General features: G+C 73.2%; 16 protein-coding genes. 8 read left to right on the top strand and 8 right to left on the bottom strand.

The window, feature by feature from the left end:
• Positions 1-73 precede the first annotated feature (73 nt).
• Positions 74-703, top strand: a complete 630-nt coding sequence (locus ACIHAR_RS00790; RefSeq protein ID WP_365456446.1) for a sigma-70 family RNA polymerase sigma factor — start codon at positions 74-76, stop codon at positions 701-703.
• A 414-nt stretch (positions 704-1,117) separates the two neighbouring features.
• The gene (locus ACIHAR_RS00785) at positions 1,118-1,558 is read left to right on the top strand and encodes an SPW repeat protein (protein WP_365456449.1); all 441 of its coding nucleotides are present in this window, start codon (positions 1,118-1,120) and stop codon (positions 1,556-1,558) included.
• A gap of 73 nt (positions 1,559-1,631) precedes the next feature.
• Here ACIHAR_RS00785 and ACIHAR_RS00780 read toward each other — a convergent pair whose 3' ends face one another.
• From ACIHAR_RS00780 to ACIHAR_RS00770, 3 genes are all read right to left on the bottom strand, one after another.
• Positions 1,632-2,399 carry a metalloregulator ArsR/SmtB family transcription factor gene (locus ACIHAR_RS00780; RefSeq protein WP_365457003.1) on the bottom strand — a complete coding sequence of 256 codons (768 nt, stop codon included), beginning with the start codon at positions 2,397-2,399 and terminating at the stop codon, positions 1,632-1,634.
• 55 nt (positions 2,400-2,454) lie between these two features.
• Positions 2,455-3,204, bottom strand: a complete 750-nt coding sequence (locus tag ACIHAR_RS00775; protein WP_365456452.1) for a phosphotransferase — start codon at positions 3,202-3,204, stop codon at positions 2,455-2,457.
• Between the two features lie 138 nt (positions 3,205-3,342).
• Complete coding sequence (locus ACIHAR_RS00770) at positions 3,343-4,119, bottom strand: GNAT family N-acetyltransferase (RefSeq protein WP_400015629.1); 777 nt, start codon at positions 4,117-4,119, stop codon at positions 3,343-3,345.
• A 180-nt stretch (positions 4,120-4,299) separates the two neighbouring features.
• Here ACIHAR_RS00770 and ACIHAR_RS00765 point away from each other — a divergent pair, with 180 nt between their 5' ends.
• A complete protein-coding gene (locus tag ACIHAR_RS00765) occupies positions 4,300-4,776 on the top strand; it encodes a nucleoside deaminase (protein ID WP_388749424.1) in 477 nt (158 codons plus the stop codon).
• A gap of 58 nt (positions 4,777-4,834) precedes the next feature.
• Here the strand turns inward: ACIHAR_RS00765 and ACIHAR_RS00760 are convergent, their stop codons facing one another.
• Positions 4,835-5,521, bottom strand: a complete 687-nt coding sequence (locus tag ACIHAR_RS00760) for a chaplin family protein (RefSeq protein ID WP_400015627.1) — start codon at positions 5,519-5,521, stop codon at positions 4,835-4,837.
• A 269-nt stretch (positions 5,522-5,790) separates the two neighbouring features.
• On the opposite strand from ACIHAR_RS00760, the gene ACIHAR_RS00755 reads away from it, so the two are divergent.
• Positions 5,791-7,389, top strand: coding sequence for an alpha/beta hydrolase (locus ACIHAR_RS00755; RefSeq protein WP_400015625.1), 1,599 nt, complete (start codon positions 5,791-5,793; stop codon positions 7,387-7,389).
• Positions 7,390-8,892 (top strand): glutamate synthase-related protein, encoded by a 1,503-nt coding sequence (locus ACIHAR_RS00750; RefSeq protein ID WP_400015623.1) that lies wholly within the window; start codon positions 7,390-7,392, stop codon positions 8,890-8,892.
• Here ACIHAR_RS00750 and ACIHAR_RS00745 read toward each other — a convergent pair.
• From ACIHAR_RS00745 to ACIHAR_RS00735, 3 genes are all read right to left on the bottom strand, one after another.
• A complete protein-coding gene (locus tag ACIHAR_RS00745) occupies positions 8,879-9,655 on the bottom strand; it encodes an alpha/beta fold hydrolase (RefSeq protein WP_365456470.1) in 777 nt (258 codons plus the stop codon). The genes ACIHAR_RS00750 and ACIHAR_RS00745 overlap by 14 nt on opposite strands.
• 167 nt (positions 9,656-9,822) lie before the next feature.
• On the bottom strand, positions 9,823-10,047 hold the full coding sequence (locus tag ACIHAR_RS00740; protein ID WP_400015621.1) for an acyl carrier protein: 225 nt from the start codon (positions 10,045-10,047) through the stop codon (positions 9,823-9,825).
• A 1,207-nt stretch (positions 10,048-11,254) separates the two neighbouring features.
• The gene (locus ACIHAR_RS00735) at positions 11,255-11,482 is read right to left on the bottom strand and encodes a hypothetical protein (protein WP_400015619.1); all 228 of its coding nucleotides are present in this window, start codon (positions 11,480-11,482) and stop codon (positions 11,255-11,257) included.
• Positions 11,483-11,599: 117 nt separating this feature from the next.
• Here ACIHAR_RS00735 and ACIHAR_RS00730 point away from each other — a divergent pair, with 117 nt between their 5' ends.
• Entirely contained in the window at positions 11,600-12,694 is a 1,095-nt protein-coding gene (locus tag ACIHAR_RS00730; protein ID WP_365456476.1) for a chemotaxis protein, read from the top strand.
• Positions 12,695-12,764: 70 nt separating this feature from the next.
• Complete coding sequence (locus ACIHAR_RS00725) at positions 12,765-13,778, top strand: Gfo/Idh/MocA family protein (RefSeq protein ID WP_400015617.1); 1,014 nt, start codon at positions 12,765-12,767, stop codon at positions 13,776-13,778.
• A 37-nt stretch (positions 13,779-13,815) separates the two neighbouring features.
• On the opposite strand, the gene ACIHAR_RS00720 is transcribed toward ACIHAR_RS00725, so the two are convergent.
• Positions 13,816-14,238: an SsgA family sporulation/cell division regulator gene (locus tag ACIHAR_RS00720; protein ID WP_365456482.1), complete on the bottom strand. Its 423-nt coding sequence runs from the start codon at positions 14,236-14,238 to the stop codon at positions 13,816-13,818.
• Between the two features lie 415 nt (positions 14,239-14,653).
• Here ACIHAR_RS00720 and ACIHAR_RS00715 point away from each other — a divergent pair, with 415 nt between their 5' ends.
• The gene (locus ACIHAR_RS00715) at positions 14,654-16,099 is read left to right on the top strand and encodes a PP2C family protein-serine/threonine phosphatase (RefSeq protein WP_400015614.1); all 1,446 of its coding nucleotides are present in this window, start codon (positions 14,654-14,656) and stop codon (positions 16,097-16,099) included.
• The last annotated feature ends 8 nt before the right edge of the window (positions 16,100-16,107 follow it).

Raw genomic sequence — 16,107 nt, 5'->3', positions numbered from 1 at the left:
GACGGCACCGGGACATCCCGGGACGACGTCCGTACCGCCCCGGACGGGCCGCCCGACGTGAGGAGCCGCCGCCATGAGCCCGCTGTCGAGTGCGCTTCCCTGTGCCCCGGCCGCGCCACCCGCCGGCACCGCCCCGGCGCGGACGGCGGTCGCGGAGTGCCTGACCGACGAGGAACTCGCGCGCGGCCTGGCCGCGGGCGACGAGGCGTGTCTGGTGGCCGCGTACCGGCGCTGGTCCGCCCTGGTGCACACGCTGGCCCGGCGCTCCCTGGGCGACACGGGGGAGGCGGAGGACGTCACCCAGCAGGTGTTCCTCGGGGTCTGGCGCGGTCGTGCCGGTTACCGGCCCGAGCGCGGGACGGTCGGCGGCTGGATCGTGGGCATCACCCGGCGCAAGATCGCCGACGCGCTCGCCGCCCGCACCCGCCGCGCCGAGCTGGTCGCCTCGGCCGCGTCCGTCCTCGTCCTCACCGACCAGGGAGGCGACCGCGCGGAGACCGCCCTCGACCGGGTGCTGCTGAGAGGTGAGCTCGCCAGGCTGCCGGCGCCGCAGCGACGGGTGCTGCGCCTGGCCTTCTACGAGGACCTGAGCCAGGCCCAGATCGCGGCCCGCACCGGGTGGCCCCTCGGGACCGTCAAGAGTCACGCTCGGCGCGGCCTGCACCAGCTGCGCCGCCGCCTGGAGCCCGAGACCTCCCGCTGAGCCCTCTCGGCACGACTCTCGGCCTGGTTCGATGCACGAACGCTGCACCGAGGGCCACGACGCCGGCACGAGGCCTTTCGAGATATCCCGCATCCGAACGGCCCGCACCGGCGGAAGGCTTCCACGCGGCGCTCTTCCCCCTCAGGCGCCGCGGCCGGGAGCGCTGCGCCGCCGGCTCCCCCGCCCCCGGAGAGGGTCGGCGCTCTCCGGGGGCGAGCCCTCCGGCGGGACACCGGACCGGTTCGCGCCACCGAGGCGAGGGGCCGAAGCGCGGTGCCAGCGGATCACCGCATATCGGCACCTACCATTCAACCTCTACACATAAAGGTTAAATAAGCGCAGAATGAACCCTGCGCGGCGCTTACCGCACACCGCACCAGACGCGGTCGGCCTGCAAGTCAAAGGAGACGAGTCATGGCCAACGTCTCGCCCACCAGCGGCGACATATCGACTCATCCCGATGTCACCGAGATGCGGACGCGTTACGACCGCGTGCTCGGTGGTCGCGATGTGGCGCTCGTGGACGGACCGGTGTTCCTCCTCGGTCTGTACTGCGCCGTGTCCCCGTGGGTCCTCCACTACACCGCCAGCCAGCCCGCGCTCGTGCCGCACAACCTGGTCGTCGGCATAGCGATCGGCCTGCTGGCCCTCGGGTTCACCGCGGCTCCGGCCCGCATGTACGGCCTCAGCTGGGCCATGTGCGCGCTGGGCATCTGGATGATCATCGCCCCGTGGGTCGTCGGCGACAGCCCGGATGCCGGTGTCATCGTGAACAACATCATCATCGGTGCCCTGGCCCTGGTCCTGGGACTGGTGTGCGCCGGTACGGCGGCGAAGAGCGTCCCCAGGCCGTAATCCCGAGAAGAGGGGAATGTGCCCGGCCGGCCCGCACCCGCGGGCCGGCCGGGCCGCGTCCGCACACGGACGATCAGCCGCTGGGCACCAGCCAGGGCTCCTGGGGCAGCGTCCTGCCGGTCTCCAGAAGCGACTTGAGGTTGGACAGCACCGCGGGCCAGCCGAGCGACACGTCGGCGAGCGCCGTCTCGTCGAGGAGGTCCTCGTGGGTCACGGTCAGACGGACGATGTCGGCGTGCGGCCGGATGTCGAAGGTGACCCGGGAGTGCCGGTCCTCCCGTCCCTCCTCGCCGGGCTCCGCCCAAGTCGTGACGAGCCGGGTCGGGCGCTCGCTCTCCACGACGGTGCCGACGACGTCGGCGAGGCCGGAGCCGTCCGTGCGCACGTGCTCCCAACGGGAGCCGGGCCGCCAGTCCGAGACGTTGCTGTGGCCCCAGTAGGCGGCGGTCAGGTCGGCGTCGGTGAGCGCGTCCCACACCTTCTCGGGCGTGCTGGCGATGTAGGTGACGTAGACGAATGTGGGCTTGTCGGTCATGGCTTCCTCGGCTCGTCGCTTGACGTCGTGGAGCACGCGCAGCCGCGGGCGCTCGAACTTGTCGATCCACCGCTCCTGGATCTCGTGGAGCGGGACCGGATTGAGGTAGTGCAGTTTCTCCCGCCCCCGCCACACCGTCGCGACCAGGTTGGCGGCCTCCAGGACGGCCAGGTGCTGCGTCACCGACTGGCGCGTCATGTCGATGTGCTCGCACAGCTCACCGAGGGTCTGCCCGGCCCGCTCGTGCAGCCGGTCCAGCAGCCGTCGGCGTGTGTCGTCGGCCAGCGCCTTGAAGACCTTGTCCATCGTGGAGTCGCTCTCTGATCGCACACGCGACGTTATGCAGGCAAGCGACTGCATGTCAACGGCGGGCCAGCCGCTCCCGGTGCGCGGCGACCCAGGCGTGCGCCCTCCGCACCTCACCCACGACGCCTCGCTCACGCAGAGCCGTCATGGCCGGCTCTCCGCGGGCGGCACCGGCCTCGATGCCGCGCGCGCACCGCTCCTGCCACCACATCACGGTGTCGACGAGCCGGGGACGGTCGGTCAGCCCGTACGCGTCGCAGACGAGCCCGATCCGTCGGGCGGCCTCCGCGACGTCGGTCACGACAGGGCCGAGTTCGAGGTACTGCCAGCAGAGGTGGGCGACGTCGTGGACGCGCTCGCCGGGGGCCGCGAGGTCCCAGTCGATGAAGGCCACGGGACGCCACGCGGAGCCTTCGACCGCGTACACCGTGTTCTTCGGCGCGAGGTCGTTGTGGCACACGACCTCCTGTCCGCCGGCCGCCTCGGTGCCCTGCGTCAGGTCGTGGAAGGCGCGCACGAGCCGTACCGTCGCGACGAGGCTCGCGTCGCCGCGGGCCGCCGCGCGCTCCGTCGGCGTCAGAGCCGCCCGCCCCTCGATGTGGTCGAGGACCTCCCGCCCGCGGTCGTCGGTGCCGAGGAAGCGCGGCGCGCCCCGCCACCCACGCCGTTCGAACAGCGCCAGCAGCCCGTGGACGTAGGCCGCGCGGGGCGACGGCGTACGCCGCACCGTCGCGCCGACCCGCACCACACCGCTGACCGCTCCCCCGCCGAGGGGGAGTTCACCGTCCCGCACCGTCGCCTCCACTCGATTCCCCTGCCCGATGGCAGCACCGGCTCATGGACGCCGGCCGCAGTTTCACCCCGCACTCCCCGAGGGTGGGGCGAGGGTGACGCCCGTGCGCAGGGGGTCGCCAGGTCAGGGACGCGACGAGGTGGACGGCCGTCAGGGCGTGTACACGTACGGCGTCGTCGTGCTCAGGGCGGTGAAACCGAGCCGTTCGAGGATGGGGCGACTCTGGTCGGAGGCGTCGACCTGCAGGTAGCGGTAGCCGCGGTCGGCGGCCGCGCGGGCGCGATGGGCGACCAGGGCCCGGTAGATGCCGCGGCCGCGCCAGCCCTCGACGGTGCCGCCGCCCCACAGCCCCGCGAACCGTGTCCCGGGCACCAGCTCCATCCGCGCCGAGCTCACCGGCTCGTCCCCGGCGAGGGCGACGACGGCGACGAGAGTGTCCGGTTCCGTGGCGAGGCGGGCGAGCGTCTGGTGGCGCAGACGCGAGGCGTCGGTGCCGAACGCCTTCTCGTGCACGTCGGCCATGAGGTCGACCCCGGCCTGGTCGGTGACGGGCAGCAGGCGTACGCCGTGGGGAAGTTCGACGTCGAACAGCAGATCACGGGTCTCGCCGATCATCAGCGTCTCCTCGGGCTCGGGCCTGAACCCGGCCGCCGCGAGCCGCCGCCCGAGATCGGCCGGACGGTCGTGGCCGTAGAGCTTCCACTCGAACTCAAGGCCGAGCCCGGTGAAGTGGCCGATCTGTTCGGCGATCGCCGCGTCGGCGTCCCCCGCGTCCAGGGAGGACCAGACGACGCCGTTCCAGCCCTCGGCGGAGGCGACCTGCCGGACCACGCTCCCGGCGCGTTCGACGCGGGCGTCGGGACCGTCGGGCCGTGCGCCTTCGCGCATGTCACGGTCGTGGAGGGCGAGCACGGCGGCGTGATCCATGCCGCCCACTCCACCATCACGGCGCGGCCGGCTCAACGGAATTACCGAGCGCCCGCCCGGGCACGCCGGCGCGGGAGCCGGCTGCCGCCACCTCTGCGCGGCGATCCGTCGCCGGTCCCGGGGCCGGGACAGGACCTAGGCTGGGCGGCGAAGATCGTTGCAGTCAGGAGGGCGTACCCGATGGTGAGAGACGAGGAACTGCCGCATCTGCGCCGCTGCGTCGAGCTCGCCGCCGAGGCGTTGCGGGTGGGGGACGAGCCGTTCGGCTCGGTGCTGGTCGGCGGGGACGGCCGGGTGCTCGCCGAGGACCACAACCGGGTGGCGTCCGGTGACCGCACCCGCCACCCCGAGTTCGAGCTGGCCCGCTGGTCGGCGGCCCGTCTCTCGCCCGAGGAGCGGGCGGCGGCCACGGTGTACACGTCCGGCGAGCACTGCCCGATGTGCGCGGCCGCCCACGCCTGGGTGGGGCTCGGCCGCATCGTGTACGTGGCCTCCTCCGCGCAGCTCGCCGCCTGGCTGGCCGAGTGGGGCGTACCGGCGGCGCCGGTACGGGCCCTGCCGGTCCAGGAGATCGCGCCCGGGGTGGCCGTGGAGGGGCCGGTCCCCGAACTGGCGGAGGAGGTGCGGGGGCTCCACCGGCGGTTCTACGGCGCTTGAGGGCGAGGTGTCGCCCTCGACGCGCCGACCGGAGGACACCCCCTGGCCGTGGCGCGGATCAGCGCTCCGCGCCCGGCCTGAACCGGCGGTACAGGAGCGCTCCGCCGAGGACCAGCGCCGCGCTGCCCAGGAGGGCGGGGGCGGTGGCGTCCGCTCCCGTGTGGGCGAGGGAGGGGTCGCTCGCCCTGGGCGCCGGAACCTGGGGCGACCCGGCCGGCGGGACGGTCTTCGGCGTGGTCGGGGCCGGCTGGGACGCGGCGGGCGGCGTGTTCCGCGTCGGCGGCTGGGGCTCGGCCGGGGCCTCGTGCTCCTCCTCCGAGGTGTTCACGGACTTGTTGCCGAACACCGGGTTGAGGATGCCGACGCCGTTCGCGCTGTTGCCCGTGATGTTCGCGGGAACGTGGACCGGCACCTGGGCGTGGTTGCCGGAGACGACGCCCGGCGAGTGCGCCGCTTCCCCGGACGCCTTCGCGCCACCGCCGGCCCTCTCGTGCTCGGCGGTCGAGTCGACGTTGGCGCAGGCGTTGCCCGCGGTGGGGTTCAGCAAACCCACCACGTTCACGGTGTTCCCGCACAGATTCACCGGGATGTGCACCGGCACCTGCACCGTGTTCCCGGAGATCAGCCCAGGTGAGCCGACCGCGGAACCGTTCGCCGCGGAGTCGGCGAACGCGGGCATCGTCATGGCCATCGCGCCCGATGCGGCGGCGACGGCGATCACACCGTTTCGGGTAACCCGTCTCATGGGTCCCTGCCTTCCAGACATGTCGCGGGCGCTCGCCCGCACCCCATAGAACGCAGACGAACCGTCCGAGTTATGCCTAATCGGTCTTTCACCCCATTGGGTGTCATCTCATCGAACTGGTGATACCGCCAGGGAGGGCTCCCCGCGCGTGCGCACGGTGACGGCCGCGGCCGCGCTCCCGTCCGTCCGGAGGCGGCCCCCGCACGCCCCGCCTATCGTGGGCGAGGGCGCTGTTCCCGGTCCGCTGTGGAGCGCCCCTGGAGGCACTGATGCTGGCCAAGCTGTCGAGGGGGCCCGCGCGACGGCGCTGTGCGCTCGCCGCGGCCGCCGCACTGACCCTGCTGGGCGCGGGACTGCCCACGGCGGCCGCGGACACGGACGGTGACCGCCGCCCCGGTCTGTCGCGGTTCTACGACCAGAAGATCACCTGGGGCGCGTGCCAGAGCGAGGGGATGCCCGCCGATCTGCAGTGCGGCAAGGTGACCGTCCCCCTCGACTACGCGCACCCCAAGGGCGGCACCCTCGACCTCGCGCTCGCCCGTTACCGGGCCACCGGCGACAAGCGCGGCTCGGTGCTGCTGAACTTCGGCGGGCCCGGCGGACCGGGCGTCCCCGAACTGGCGTACGGCGGCAAGGAGTTCCTGGAACTCACCGACGGCTACGACGTGGTCAGCTTCGATCCCCGGGGCGTCGGCCGGTCCTCGCCGGTCAGTTGCGGGGACGGAGAGGAGGACGCGTTCGCCGCCCTCGACAACACCCCGGCCGACGCGGTCGACCCGCAGGTGCTGCTGGCCCGGCTCAGGAAGGCCGCCGCCGCGTGCACCGAGCACTCCGGACCGGTGCTGCCGCACATAGGCACGGTCGACGCGGCCAGGGACCTGGACGTGATGCGTGCGGCCCTCGGCGACAAGAAGCTCAACTACCTGGGGTTCTCCTACGGCACCCGGCTCGGCGCGGTGTACGCCGCCCAGTTCCCCGACCGGGTCGGCCGGATCGTCCTGGACGGCGTCGACACCCTCACCGAGCCGCTGGCGGACCAGGGCCTCACGAGCGCTCGCGGGCAGCAGGTGGCGCTGGAGGACTTCATCGACTGGTGCGCCGACGACGTCGCCTGCCCGTTCGGCCAGGATCCGCGCAGGGGCCGGGAGGAGGTCGTACGGCTGGTCCGCTCGCTGGACGAGGACCCGGTGGCGACGGACTTCGGCGAACAGTTCACCGGTCAGGACCTGGTGGGCGCCATCGGGCAGGGGCTGTACAGCAAGGACCTGTGGCCGGCCCTGGAACGTGCTCTCGCGCAGCTGGTCGAGCACGGGGACACCAGCGGGGTCATGGCGTTCGCGACCGGAGGAATGGCGCTGCCGTTCCGGGCACCGGACGACGACGATCCCACGGGCGGCCTGGTGGACGAGGAGGACATCCCGTTCGACAACCTGCCGGCGGCGCTGATGGCGATCAACTGCGCCGACGACCCCGACCGTCCCGGCCCCGAGCAGGTGACCGCCGACCTGAAGCGGCTGCGCGGCGCCTACGAGGAGGCGTCACCGGTCTTCGGGCGGTACCGGCTCACCCAGGTGCTGATGTGCTACGGCCGCCCCAAGGGCACCGACTACATCCGCGACGAGGTGAAGGACCTCGACACACCGAAGATGCTGCTGGTCGGGACACGCGGCGACCCGGCGACGCCGTACCACTGGACCGTGGAGACGGCGGAGCGGCTGGGGCCGTCGGCGGTGGTGCTCGACAACCGCGCCGAGGGCCACACCGGGTACGGCTCGTCGAAGTGCGTGCACCGCAAGGTGGACGACTTCCTGCTGTACGGCTCGCTGCCGCCGAGCGGCAGCTCCTGCGGGGCGGACGAGGACGGCTGAGTGCGCCGCTACCTGGTGCTGCTGCTCGTCGTCCTCGGCACGGCCGGGGCGACGGCCGCCGCGTGCGCCCTGTCCGCCTGGTGGTGGTGCCTGGCCGGGCCGCTGCTGGCGCTGACCGGTGCGGGCTGCCGGGACCTGCTGCAGCGCCGGGAGCCGGTCCTGCGCGGCCGCCCCCTGGCCGGGCGTCCGCGGGGCGGGCGGGCCGTCGTCCTCCAGGAGCGCGCCGCGGGAGTGGACGTGTACGCGGTCGGCCATGAGTTCCTGGTGCCGTCCCTGCATCCGGTCGAGCCGCCCGAGGAGCCGCCCGTGGTGCGGGTGGGCGGGCCCGACTGCCGGCAGCCGTACGACATGGCGTTGCTGAACGTGTCCGGCATGAGCTTCGGGGCGCTGTCGTCACGGGCCGTTCTCGCGCTCAACCGGGGCGCGGAGCTGGGGCGGTTCGCACAGGACACCGGGGAGGGCGGGCTGTCGGACCACCATCTGCGCGGCGGCGGGGACCTGGTCTGGGAGATCGGCACGGGGTACTTCGGCTGCCGGACCGACGACGGCGGTTTCGACGCGCGGGAGTTCGCCGACAAGGCGGCGCTGCCGGAGGTCAGGTGCGTGTCGCTGAAGCTCTCCCAGGGCGCCGCGCCGGGCGGAGGCGGGATGCTTCCGGGGGTGAAGGTGAGCGCGGCCGTCGCACGGGAACGGGGTGTGCCGGTGGGTGAGACGGTGGTGTCGCCGCCGCGCCACCGGGTGTTCTCGACGCCCCGGGAGCTGGTGCTGTTCCTCGCGCGGATGCGGGAGCTGGCGGGCGGCAAGCCGGTCGGGTTCAAACTGTGCGTGGGGTCGCGGCGGGAGTTCCTCGCGGTGTGCCAGGCGATGGTGGCCGAGGGCGTGACACCGGACTTCGTGGTGGTGGACGGGGCGGAGGGCGGGACGGGCGCCCCGCCGGCGGAGTCCGCCGGACGGCTGGGGATGCCGCTCACCGAAGGCCTGATCACGGTGCACAACGCGCTCGTCGGCACCGGTCTGAGGGACCGGATCCGCATCGGGGCGAGCGGGCGGGTGGCCACGGGCCCGGACATCGTCAAGCGCCTCGTCCAGGGCGCCGACTACACCAACTCCGCCCGCGCGATGATGCGCGCCCTCGGCTGCGTCGACGCCGGGCGCTGCCACACCGGCACCTGCCCCGCCGGTGTCACGACCCAGGACCGGCTGCGGGCCCGCGCCCTCGACGTGGACGACAGGTCGCGGCGGGTCCACCGGTACCAGCGGGCCACGGTCCGCAGCGCCGTCCGCGTCATGGCGTCGATGGGGGTCCGGGAGCCGCGCGGGCTCACCCCCGCCCACCTGGTGCGGCGGACGGGGCCGACGACGCTCCGCTCGTACGCGGAGCTGTACGAGTGGCTGGAGCCGGGCGTGCTGCTCGCGGGTCCGCCGCAGTCGTGGGCGGCGGACTGGAAGGCGGCGGACCCGGACGGCTTCGCCCGGTGCGGGGACGGCTTCAGCGGGCGGTGACGAAGGCGTCGATCGCGGCCGTGAGCTCGGCCGGCTTCTCCACGGGCAGTTCGTGGCCGGCGTCGAGGACGCGGACGGTGGCGTCCGGATAGGCCTTGGCCATGCGCAGCATCTGCCCCACCGGCAGCTGGATGTCGTGGTAGCCGTGGATCATCAGGGTGGGGGTGCGGATCTCGCCCGCCCGGTCCAGCAGGTCGAAGGCCCGCATGGCGCCGTACAGCGTCATGACCACCTCGCGCGGGGTGTCCGCGGAGGACTTGACGTAGGCGCGGATCTCCTCGCGGGGATAGCCCGGGGCGAAGGCGCGCTGGATGTTGGCGGCGACGAACAGTTTGAAGGGGACGAGGGTGGAGACGGCCATCAGCAGGCCTCTGCCCCGGCTGTAGGCCATGCGGCCGATGGAGTTCACCAGCACCATCCGCTCGACCCGTTCCGGGTGGGCGAGGGCGATGGTCTGCGCGATCATCCCGCCCATCGAGTGGCCGACGAGCACGCAGCGCTCGATCCCGAGGTGGTCGAGGAGCGCGAGCACGTCCTTCGCCAGGTCGTCGATGGTCTTCACGCCAGCCCCGCCGCTGTCGCCGTGCCCGCGCAGGTCGAGCCGGATCACCCTGCGCCGCTCGGAGAAGTGCGCCACCTGGTGGTCCCAACGGTGCCGGTTCGCCGTCCAGCCGTGCACGAACACCAGAGGCACCCCGCCGCCGTCGCGCGGGCCCTCGTCGTCGTACGTCAGTGCTGCGCCGTCGACTTCGAGCTGTGGCATGGGTGCCCTCCTGCGGTGCGGTGCCGTGGTTACTGACGCGTACGGTAACCGGCCGCCGCGGCCGGCGTCACCGGCGTTCGCCGAGGAAGTCGAGGATGTCGGTGGCGGCACTCGTCGAGAGGGCGGCAGGGCGAGCGCCTGCGGCGGAGGTCGGGAGGGGGATGAGGTCACCCTGCCCGTGGCCGGTGGCCGGCTCCGGGCCAGCTGACCGGCTGCGCGTCGGCGAACACGACGTCGAGATTCAGCTCCACGCCATGGTCGCGCTCCAGCCCGGCCACGAGCTCGACGGCGTGCACCGAGCTGCCTCCGGCGCCGAAGAAGTCGGCGTCCGGGTCAAGGTGCTCCTGGCGCAGGTGACGACCGGCTGCGATGGCCGGGGCCAGGGCGTGCACGTCCCAAACGGGGTTGCGGGGCCGAGGGAGGCACGGAACTCGGCTCCGGGTTGGGCCTCCGCGGCGGGCACGGAACTCGGCTCCCGGTTGGGGCCTCCGCGGCGGGCACGGAACTCGGCTCCCGGTTGGGGCCTCCGCGGCGGGCACGGAACTCGGCTCCGCAGACAGCAAAAGCACCGCTGCCGCCGGGACCGGCACATGATCCGGCGTGGGCACAGGTCCCTGGTTGCGCGTCGGCACAGGTCCCTGGTCGGGCGCGGGCACAGGCCCCTGGCCGGGCGCGGGCACAGGCCCCAGGCCGGGCGCCTGCACCTGGTCCGGCACCGCACCGAATCTGTCTCCGACTCGGCCACGGGCACGGGGCTCGGGCTCCCGATCCCGCTCCGGATGCGGTTCCGGCTCCGCAGCCGATATCGACCCCTCCCGGCACGCGGCTCCGGCTCCGGCTTGGGCTCCGGTTCCGGCTCAGGGACCGGTTCCGGCTCGAACTCGGGCTCGCATCGGAAGCTGATCCGCCATCAACTCCTGGTCGGGCACACGATCCGGCGCCAGGGCTGGGTCCTGGGCCGGCAGGGCGTGCCCGTCCAGGATGCGAGCGGGGTCCGCCGCGGCGGACCCGCCCCCCCGGCCGCGCAGACGGCCGCACCTCCGCCACCGATCCCGGCACCTGATCGGGCACCGGCACAACTCCCTGGCTGGGCGTCGGCACCGGATCCTGCACCCACCACCCCCTTCCCGGCACGAACTACCGCTCAGACTCCGACTCCAATTCCGGCTCCGCAACCGACATCGTCCCGCCCCGACGCGGCTCCGGCCTGGGCTCCGGAAGCGGGTCCCGCACCGGCTCCTGGCCCGACGCCCGATCCGCCGTCGGAGCGGGGGCCGCAGGTCAGCATGACCATGGCCAGGAGCTCGGTGAGGCCCAGCCCGGTCCGCCCCTCTCGATGGCCTCGGCGGTCGCCCGCTGCCCTGCGTTCGCTGCCGCTTCCCCGTTACGGCACGCATCAGAGCCCTTCACGCTGCGCTGTGCACGGTCCTTTCCCTCCGCTGCGGTGCCGCAGCGGAGGGACGTCACTGGTCCCAGGACCGGAACGCCCGCAGTGTTCCGGTGTGGCCACCTCTCCAGCCGTTCGTCGTCCTGGTCGGCCCCCGCCGAGGGCGGCGACGATCCGCCGTGCGGGCGCGTTGCGCGGGGTGCGTTCGTCCGTCAACCGCGCCTTCGTGCGGCCAAGTTGATCCGCGCCCGGTCGGCGAGCCGGCCCGGAAGCCGTTCCTCGACGCCCCGTCCGAGGGCGCGGCAACTCATCAGCCAGGCCAGGACGTCGAGTCGGTCGCCGTCGGCGCGGACCGTGAGCGGGCCGACCCGGCCGTAGCCGCCGAAGCCCTCGCGAGCCGGCGGCCGTCCACCCCGCCCCGCCGCCACGTTGGAGGTCACGCCCGTCGGCCGCGTGGGCGCGGAGGGTGGGACAGCCGTGCGGAGCTGGAACTCTAAAGCATCTACCCGGAACGGGCACGCCATGCCCCGTACGCAAATCGGACCTATCGTGCTGCTATGGAGCACGCACTCAGCCCCGCGACCCTCTCCGAGCTGCGCCGTCCGCGCCCCTATCCCGCGGTGTCCGTGCTGACCCCGACGCACCGCCGGGAACCCGACAGCACCCAGGACCGGGTGCGACTGCGCAATGTCGTGGCCGAGGCAAAGAAACAGCTGGAGGCCGACCCGTCGGTCACCCGCGAGCGGCGCGTCGACGTCGCCGAGCAGCTCGACCGGGCCCTGGCCGAGGTCGACCTGACGCACGCCGAGGACGGCCTGGTCATCTTCGCCGCACCGGGCGAGCACCAGGTGTGGTCGCTGGCCCGTCCGGTGCCCGAACGCGTCGTCCTCTCCGACACCTTCCTCACCCGCAACCTCGTCTCCGCGCAGGCCGCCGAACGGCCGTTCTGGGTGCTGTCGGTCTCCGCCGACCGCGTCACGCTGTGGAACGGCGGCGGCGACCGGGTGGCGGAGGCGCACACCGGCGGATTTCCGCTGGTCCGGAGCCGGGAGAACTTCGACGCCGAGCGCATGGAGCGGATCGGCGACCTGCCCAGCACCTTCCGCGACGAGGGCACCCGCCACTTCCTGCGGGACGCCCACACCGCCATGACCCGGCTGCTGCGCCAGAACCCGCGGCCGCTGTACGTCACCGGCGAGCCGGCCGCGCTCTCCCTGCTGGACGAGTTCGGCGGCGCCGTCCGGGACGCGGTGCACATCGCGCACGGCGGCCTCGCCCACGCTTCCGCCGAGGCCGTGTGGCAGGCCGTGCGTCCGCTGCACGACGCCGAGGCCCGCCGGGACACCGCCGCCGTCGCCGGGCAGCTGGAGTCGGCCCGCGGCCACCGGACCTTCGCGGCCGGCGTGGACGAGGTCTGGCAGAGCGCCCGGGAGGGCCGTGTCCGGCTGCTGGCTGTCGAGGAGAACTACCGCGTCACCGTGCGCGACGACGGCGACCATCTCGTGCCCGCCATGAGCGGCGACCTCGACGCCCGCGACGACATCGTCGACGAGATCGTCGAGCAGTGCCTGGAGAAGGGCGCCGAGGTGCACTTCGTCCCGGACGGCGCCCTCGGCGACGTCAACGGCATCGCGGGCGTCCTGCGCTACTGAGGCGCCCTGCCCGGCGCCCCTCCCGGCGACGTACGCTACGGCGTGATCATCGCCGGGAGGGAGAAGGCACATGGGTGGCCTGCTGGGCGTAGCCGTACTGGGCGCCGGACACATGGGCGCAGACCACATACGACGCCTTGATCGCGTGGTGAGCGGTGCAAGGGTCGCCGCCGTGGCCGATCTCGACTCCGCCCGCGCGAAGGAGGCCGTCGCCGGGATCGGGGAAGTCTCCGTCCACACGGAGGTGGAAGCCGCGCTGGACGCCCCGGGCGTCGAGGCCGCCCTGATCGCCTCTCCCGGCCCCGCGCACGAGGAGGCGCTCCTCGCGGCCTTCGCCCGCGGCCTGCCGGTGCTGTGCGAGAAACCCATGGTGCCGGAATCCGCCGGCGCACTGCGCGTGCTGGAGGCGGAGGCGCGGCTCGGGCGGCGACTGGCCCAGATCGGCTTCATGCGGCGCTACGACACCGAGTACCGCAGGCTCAAGGCGCTGCTGGACGACGGGCGGCTCGGCCGCCCGCTGATGCTGCACTGCACCCACCGCAACGTCTCCTCGCCGCCCGATTTCACCAGCGCCATGCTGATCGACAGCTCGGTGTCGCACGAGATCGACGCGGCCCGCTGGCTGCTGGGCCAGGAAATCACCGCGGTCACGGTCCTGCGGCCGCGCCCCTCGTCCGGCGCCCCCGGGGGCCTGCTCGACCCGCAGTTCGTGCTCTTCGAGACGGACGGCGGCGCCCTCGTCGACGTCGAGGTCTTCGTCAACTGCGGCTTCGGCTACCAGGTGCGCTGCGAGGCGGTGTGCGAGGCGGGCAGCGCCCGCATCGGCGACGACCACGGCATGCTGGTGACGAGCCGCGGCTCCGCCGGCACGGAGGTGCCCCAGGACTACCTGGTCCGCTTCGCCGACGCCTACGACCGCGAGGTGCAGGCGTGGGTCACCGCCACCCGGCAGGGCAGGGTCACCGGCCCGAGCACCTGGGACGGGTACGCGGCCTCGGTCGCCGCCGAGGCCGGGGTCCGGGCCCTGGAGAACGGCACGCGCGTCACCGTCGACCTCGCCCCGCGTCCGGACCTGTACCGCTGACGGGAGGGAGCGCCGGACGGGTGGCGGCAGCGACGCCTCAGACGTTGCCGAGCAGGGCGTTCAGCCCCCGGTCCACCTCCGCTCCGACGTCCTCCTGGCCCTGCGCGACCACGGCGTAGCTCCGCAGCAGGAAGCGGCGCAGGGCGTCCGTGTCGAACTGGAGCAGCGCCAGCCCGAGCGGCGAGTGGAGCTCCATGACCGTACGGGTCCGGCCGCACGGCCAGATCTGCACGTCACCGCTCCCGGCGGGCCCGCGCAGCCCCTCTTCCAGCAGCGCACGCCCGAAGGTCCAGGTGACCGCCTCGTCCTGCAGACAGGCCTCGGGCGGGAAGTGGAGGTGCACGGCGAGCGGGTCGCCCGAGGTGTAGCCGAGGGTGACGGGCACCGGCAGGTCGTGCTCCTCCGAGGTGATGAGCTCGGCACGGGCGGGCTGTTGGACGGTGACGTGGGCGAGGTCCATGGACGGTCTCCGCAGCGGTGAGTCGGCCGTTTCGGTGTGACGCTTGTAGGACTTCGCCGAGGCCGTTCGCATTACGGGGAAGCGGCGGCGAATTGGTGTGAGCTGCGTCACAAGCGCACCGTCCACCCCGTCCGGACGCCACAGCATGGAACACACAGCCGTCGAACACTCGGATGAACACTCGCCGCACACCATTGCGACTCCACCAAGTCACGTACCCCGTCTACGACTTGCACCCTCGACCGACGTACGCATTCACACGTCCCGACGCCCCCCTGAAGACTGTGGCATATGCCAAACGCATCACCGGATCGTGTGTTGCCAAATCCCTTACACGGCGTCGCGGGCTGTGCAACAGTCGTAACAGCCCTTCCGTCGGCCTTGGTTGTCCCGTCCCCCCGCATCGGAGTGCGTCATGCCGTCCCACCTCTCTGCGGATCACCCAGCCGCCCAGCCGCCGGGTCGCGGCTCGGTCGACGCGCTGATCACGCAGACACGGCGGCTCAAGGGCGAGGTGGACGCCGTACGACGGGACGCACAGGGCGACGGAACGGACCTGCACGGACGCTGGCAGCGCGCCCTCTGCGACCTGGCGCTGCACCAACTCAACGACGTCGGCGCCCACTTGACCGAGCTGCGGGACGGCCCACCCGCCGTGGAGACCGCCCCCGTGTCGCCCGCCCCTCGAGGCGACGCGCTGCTCAGCAGGGTCGGCAGCGCCGAGTGGAACCTGCTGACGGACGAGGCCGACTGGTCCGCCGAGCTGTACCAGATCCTCGGCCGCGACCCGGCCGCTCCCCCGCTCACCCTCGACGAACTTCCCTCGCTCGTCCTCGAAGAGGACCGGCCGACGCTCACCGCGATGGTCACCGACTGTCTGGTCGACGCCCGGCCCATCGACGGGGAGTTCCGGATCGTACGGCCGCACGGCGAGGTCCGGACCGTGCACATGATGGGCGAGCCCGTGCTCGACTCCGACGGCGGCACCGCCGCCATGTGGGCGGTGCTGCGCGACGTCAGCGAGCTGCGGCGCAGCCAGCGGACGGTGCGCGCGACCCGTGACTCACTGCAACGTCACCGGCATCTGGCACAGACCGAGCACCGGCTCACGGCCGAGCTGCAGGAGGCCGTGCTGCCCCCCCGGCGCGGCTCCCTGCGCCTCCCGCACCAGGGCCGCCCCTGCCTCGACATCGCCGCGCACCACCTGCCCGCCGGGGCGAGCTCACCGATCGGCGGCACTTGGTACGACGCACTCGAACTCTCCGACGGCGAGACCCTGTTGAGCGTCGGCGACCTCACCGGACAGGGTCCCGCCGTCGCCTCCACCATGGCCATGATGCTGGGCGCCCTGCGCGGCATGGCGATGGCGGGCACCCAGCCGGCCCAACTGATGTCCTGGCTCAACCAGTTACTCGACTCCGGCGTCCAGCCGGCCCTCGCCGGCGCCGTCTGCTGCCGCTACCGGCCGCAGACCCGCACCCTGGTGTGGGCGCAGGCCGGACACCCCGCCCCGCTGCTCTTCCGCGAGGGGACGGGGCGCCGGCTGAGCGCACCAGGCGGTGTCCTCCTCGGTGCCACCTCGGGCGCCGTCTACGGGCAGGCCGAGGAGACCCTGGAGGAGGGCGACCTCCTTCTGCTGTACACCGACGGACTGGTGCCCCGGGGATGGGAGTCACCCCGCTGCCCGAGCGAAACCGAGAGCGGGGGACGACCGGCCGACGCGACTCCCCTCCTGGACCTGGCCCCGCGCTTCCACGCGGCGCCCACCGCGCGGGACTGCGTGCGGATCGTCGTGGAGGAGTTCGGCACGGGCGACCGCGAGGACGACGCCTGTGTGCTCGTCGCCCGGGTGACGCCCTGACAGCAATC

The organism is Streptomyces sp. NPDC052016 (assembly GCF_044548445.1).
In the GTDB taxonomy this organism is placed as follows: domain Bacteria; phylum Actinomycetota; class Actinomycetes; order Streptomycetales; family Streptomycetaceae; genus Streptomyces.
Note: the sequence above shows the minus strand (reverse complement) of the source record. Positions and strands in the feature narration are given on the sequence as shown.

What these genes read in the sequence shown, in the direction of transcription:
- ACIHAR_RS00790 (WP_365456446.1), top strand. Translation starts at nt 74, where the DNA reads ATGAGCCCGCTGTCGAGTGCGCTTCCCTGTGCCCCGGCCGCGCCACCC.
- ACIHAR_RS00785 (WP_365456449.1), top strand. Translation starts at nt 1,118, where the DNA reads ATGGCCAACGTCTCGCCCACCAGCGGCGACATATCGACTCATCCCGAT.
- ACIHAR_RS00780 (WP_365457003.1), bottom strand. Translation starts at nt 2,399, where the DNA reads ATGGACAAGGTCTTCAAGGCGCTGGCCGACGACACACGCCGACGGCTG.
- ACIHAR_RS00770 (WP_400015629.1), bottom strand. Translation starts at nt 4,119, where the DNA reads ATGGATCACGCCGCCGTGCTCGCCCTCCACGACCGTGACATGCGCGAA.
- ACIHAR_RS00765 (WP_388749424.1), top strand. Translation starts at nt 4,300, where the DNA reads ATGGTGAGAGACGAGGAACTGCCGCATCTGCGCCGCTGCGTCGAGCTC.
- ACIHAR_RS00760 (WP_400015627.1), bottom strand. Translation starts at nt 5,521, where the DNA reads ATGAGACGGGTTACCCGAAACGGTGTGATCGCCGTCGCCGCCGCATCG.
- ACIHAR_RS00755 (WP_400015625.1), top strand. Translation starts at nt 5,791, where the DNA reads ATGCTGGCCAAGCTGTCGAGGGGGCCCGCGCGACGGCGCTGTGCGCTC.
- ACIHAR_RS00745 (WP_365456470.1), bottom strand. Translation starts at nt 9,655, where the DNA reads ATGCCACAGCTCGAAGTCGACGGCGCAGCACTGACGTACGACGACGAG.
- ACIHAR_RS00730 (WP_365456476.1), top strand. Translation starts at nt 11,600, where the DNA reads ATGGAGCACGCACTCAGCCCCGCGACCCTCTCCGAGCTGCGCCGTCCG.
- ACIHAR_RS00725 (WP_400015617.1), top strand. Translation starts at nt 12,765, where the DNA reads ATGGGTGGCCTGCTGGGCGTAGCCGTACTGGGCGCCGGACACATGGGC.
- ACIHAR_RS00720 (WP_365456482.1), bottom strand. Translation starts at nt 14,238, where the DNA reads ATGGACCTCGCCCACGTCACCGTCCAACAGCCCGCCCGTGCCGAGCTC.
- ACIHAR_RS00715 (WP_400015614.1), top strand. Translation starts at nt 14,654, where the DNA reads ATGCCGTCCCACCTCTCTGCGGATCACCCAGCCGCCCAGCCGCCGGGT.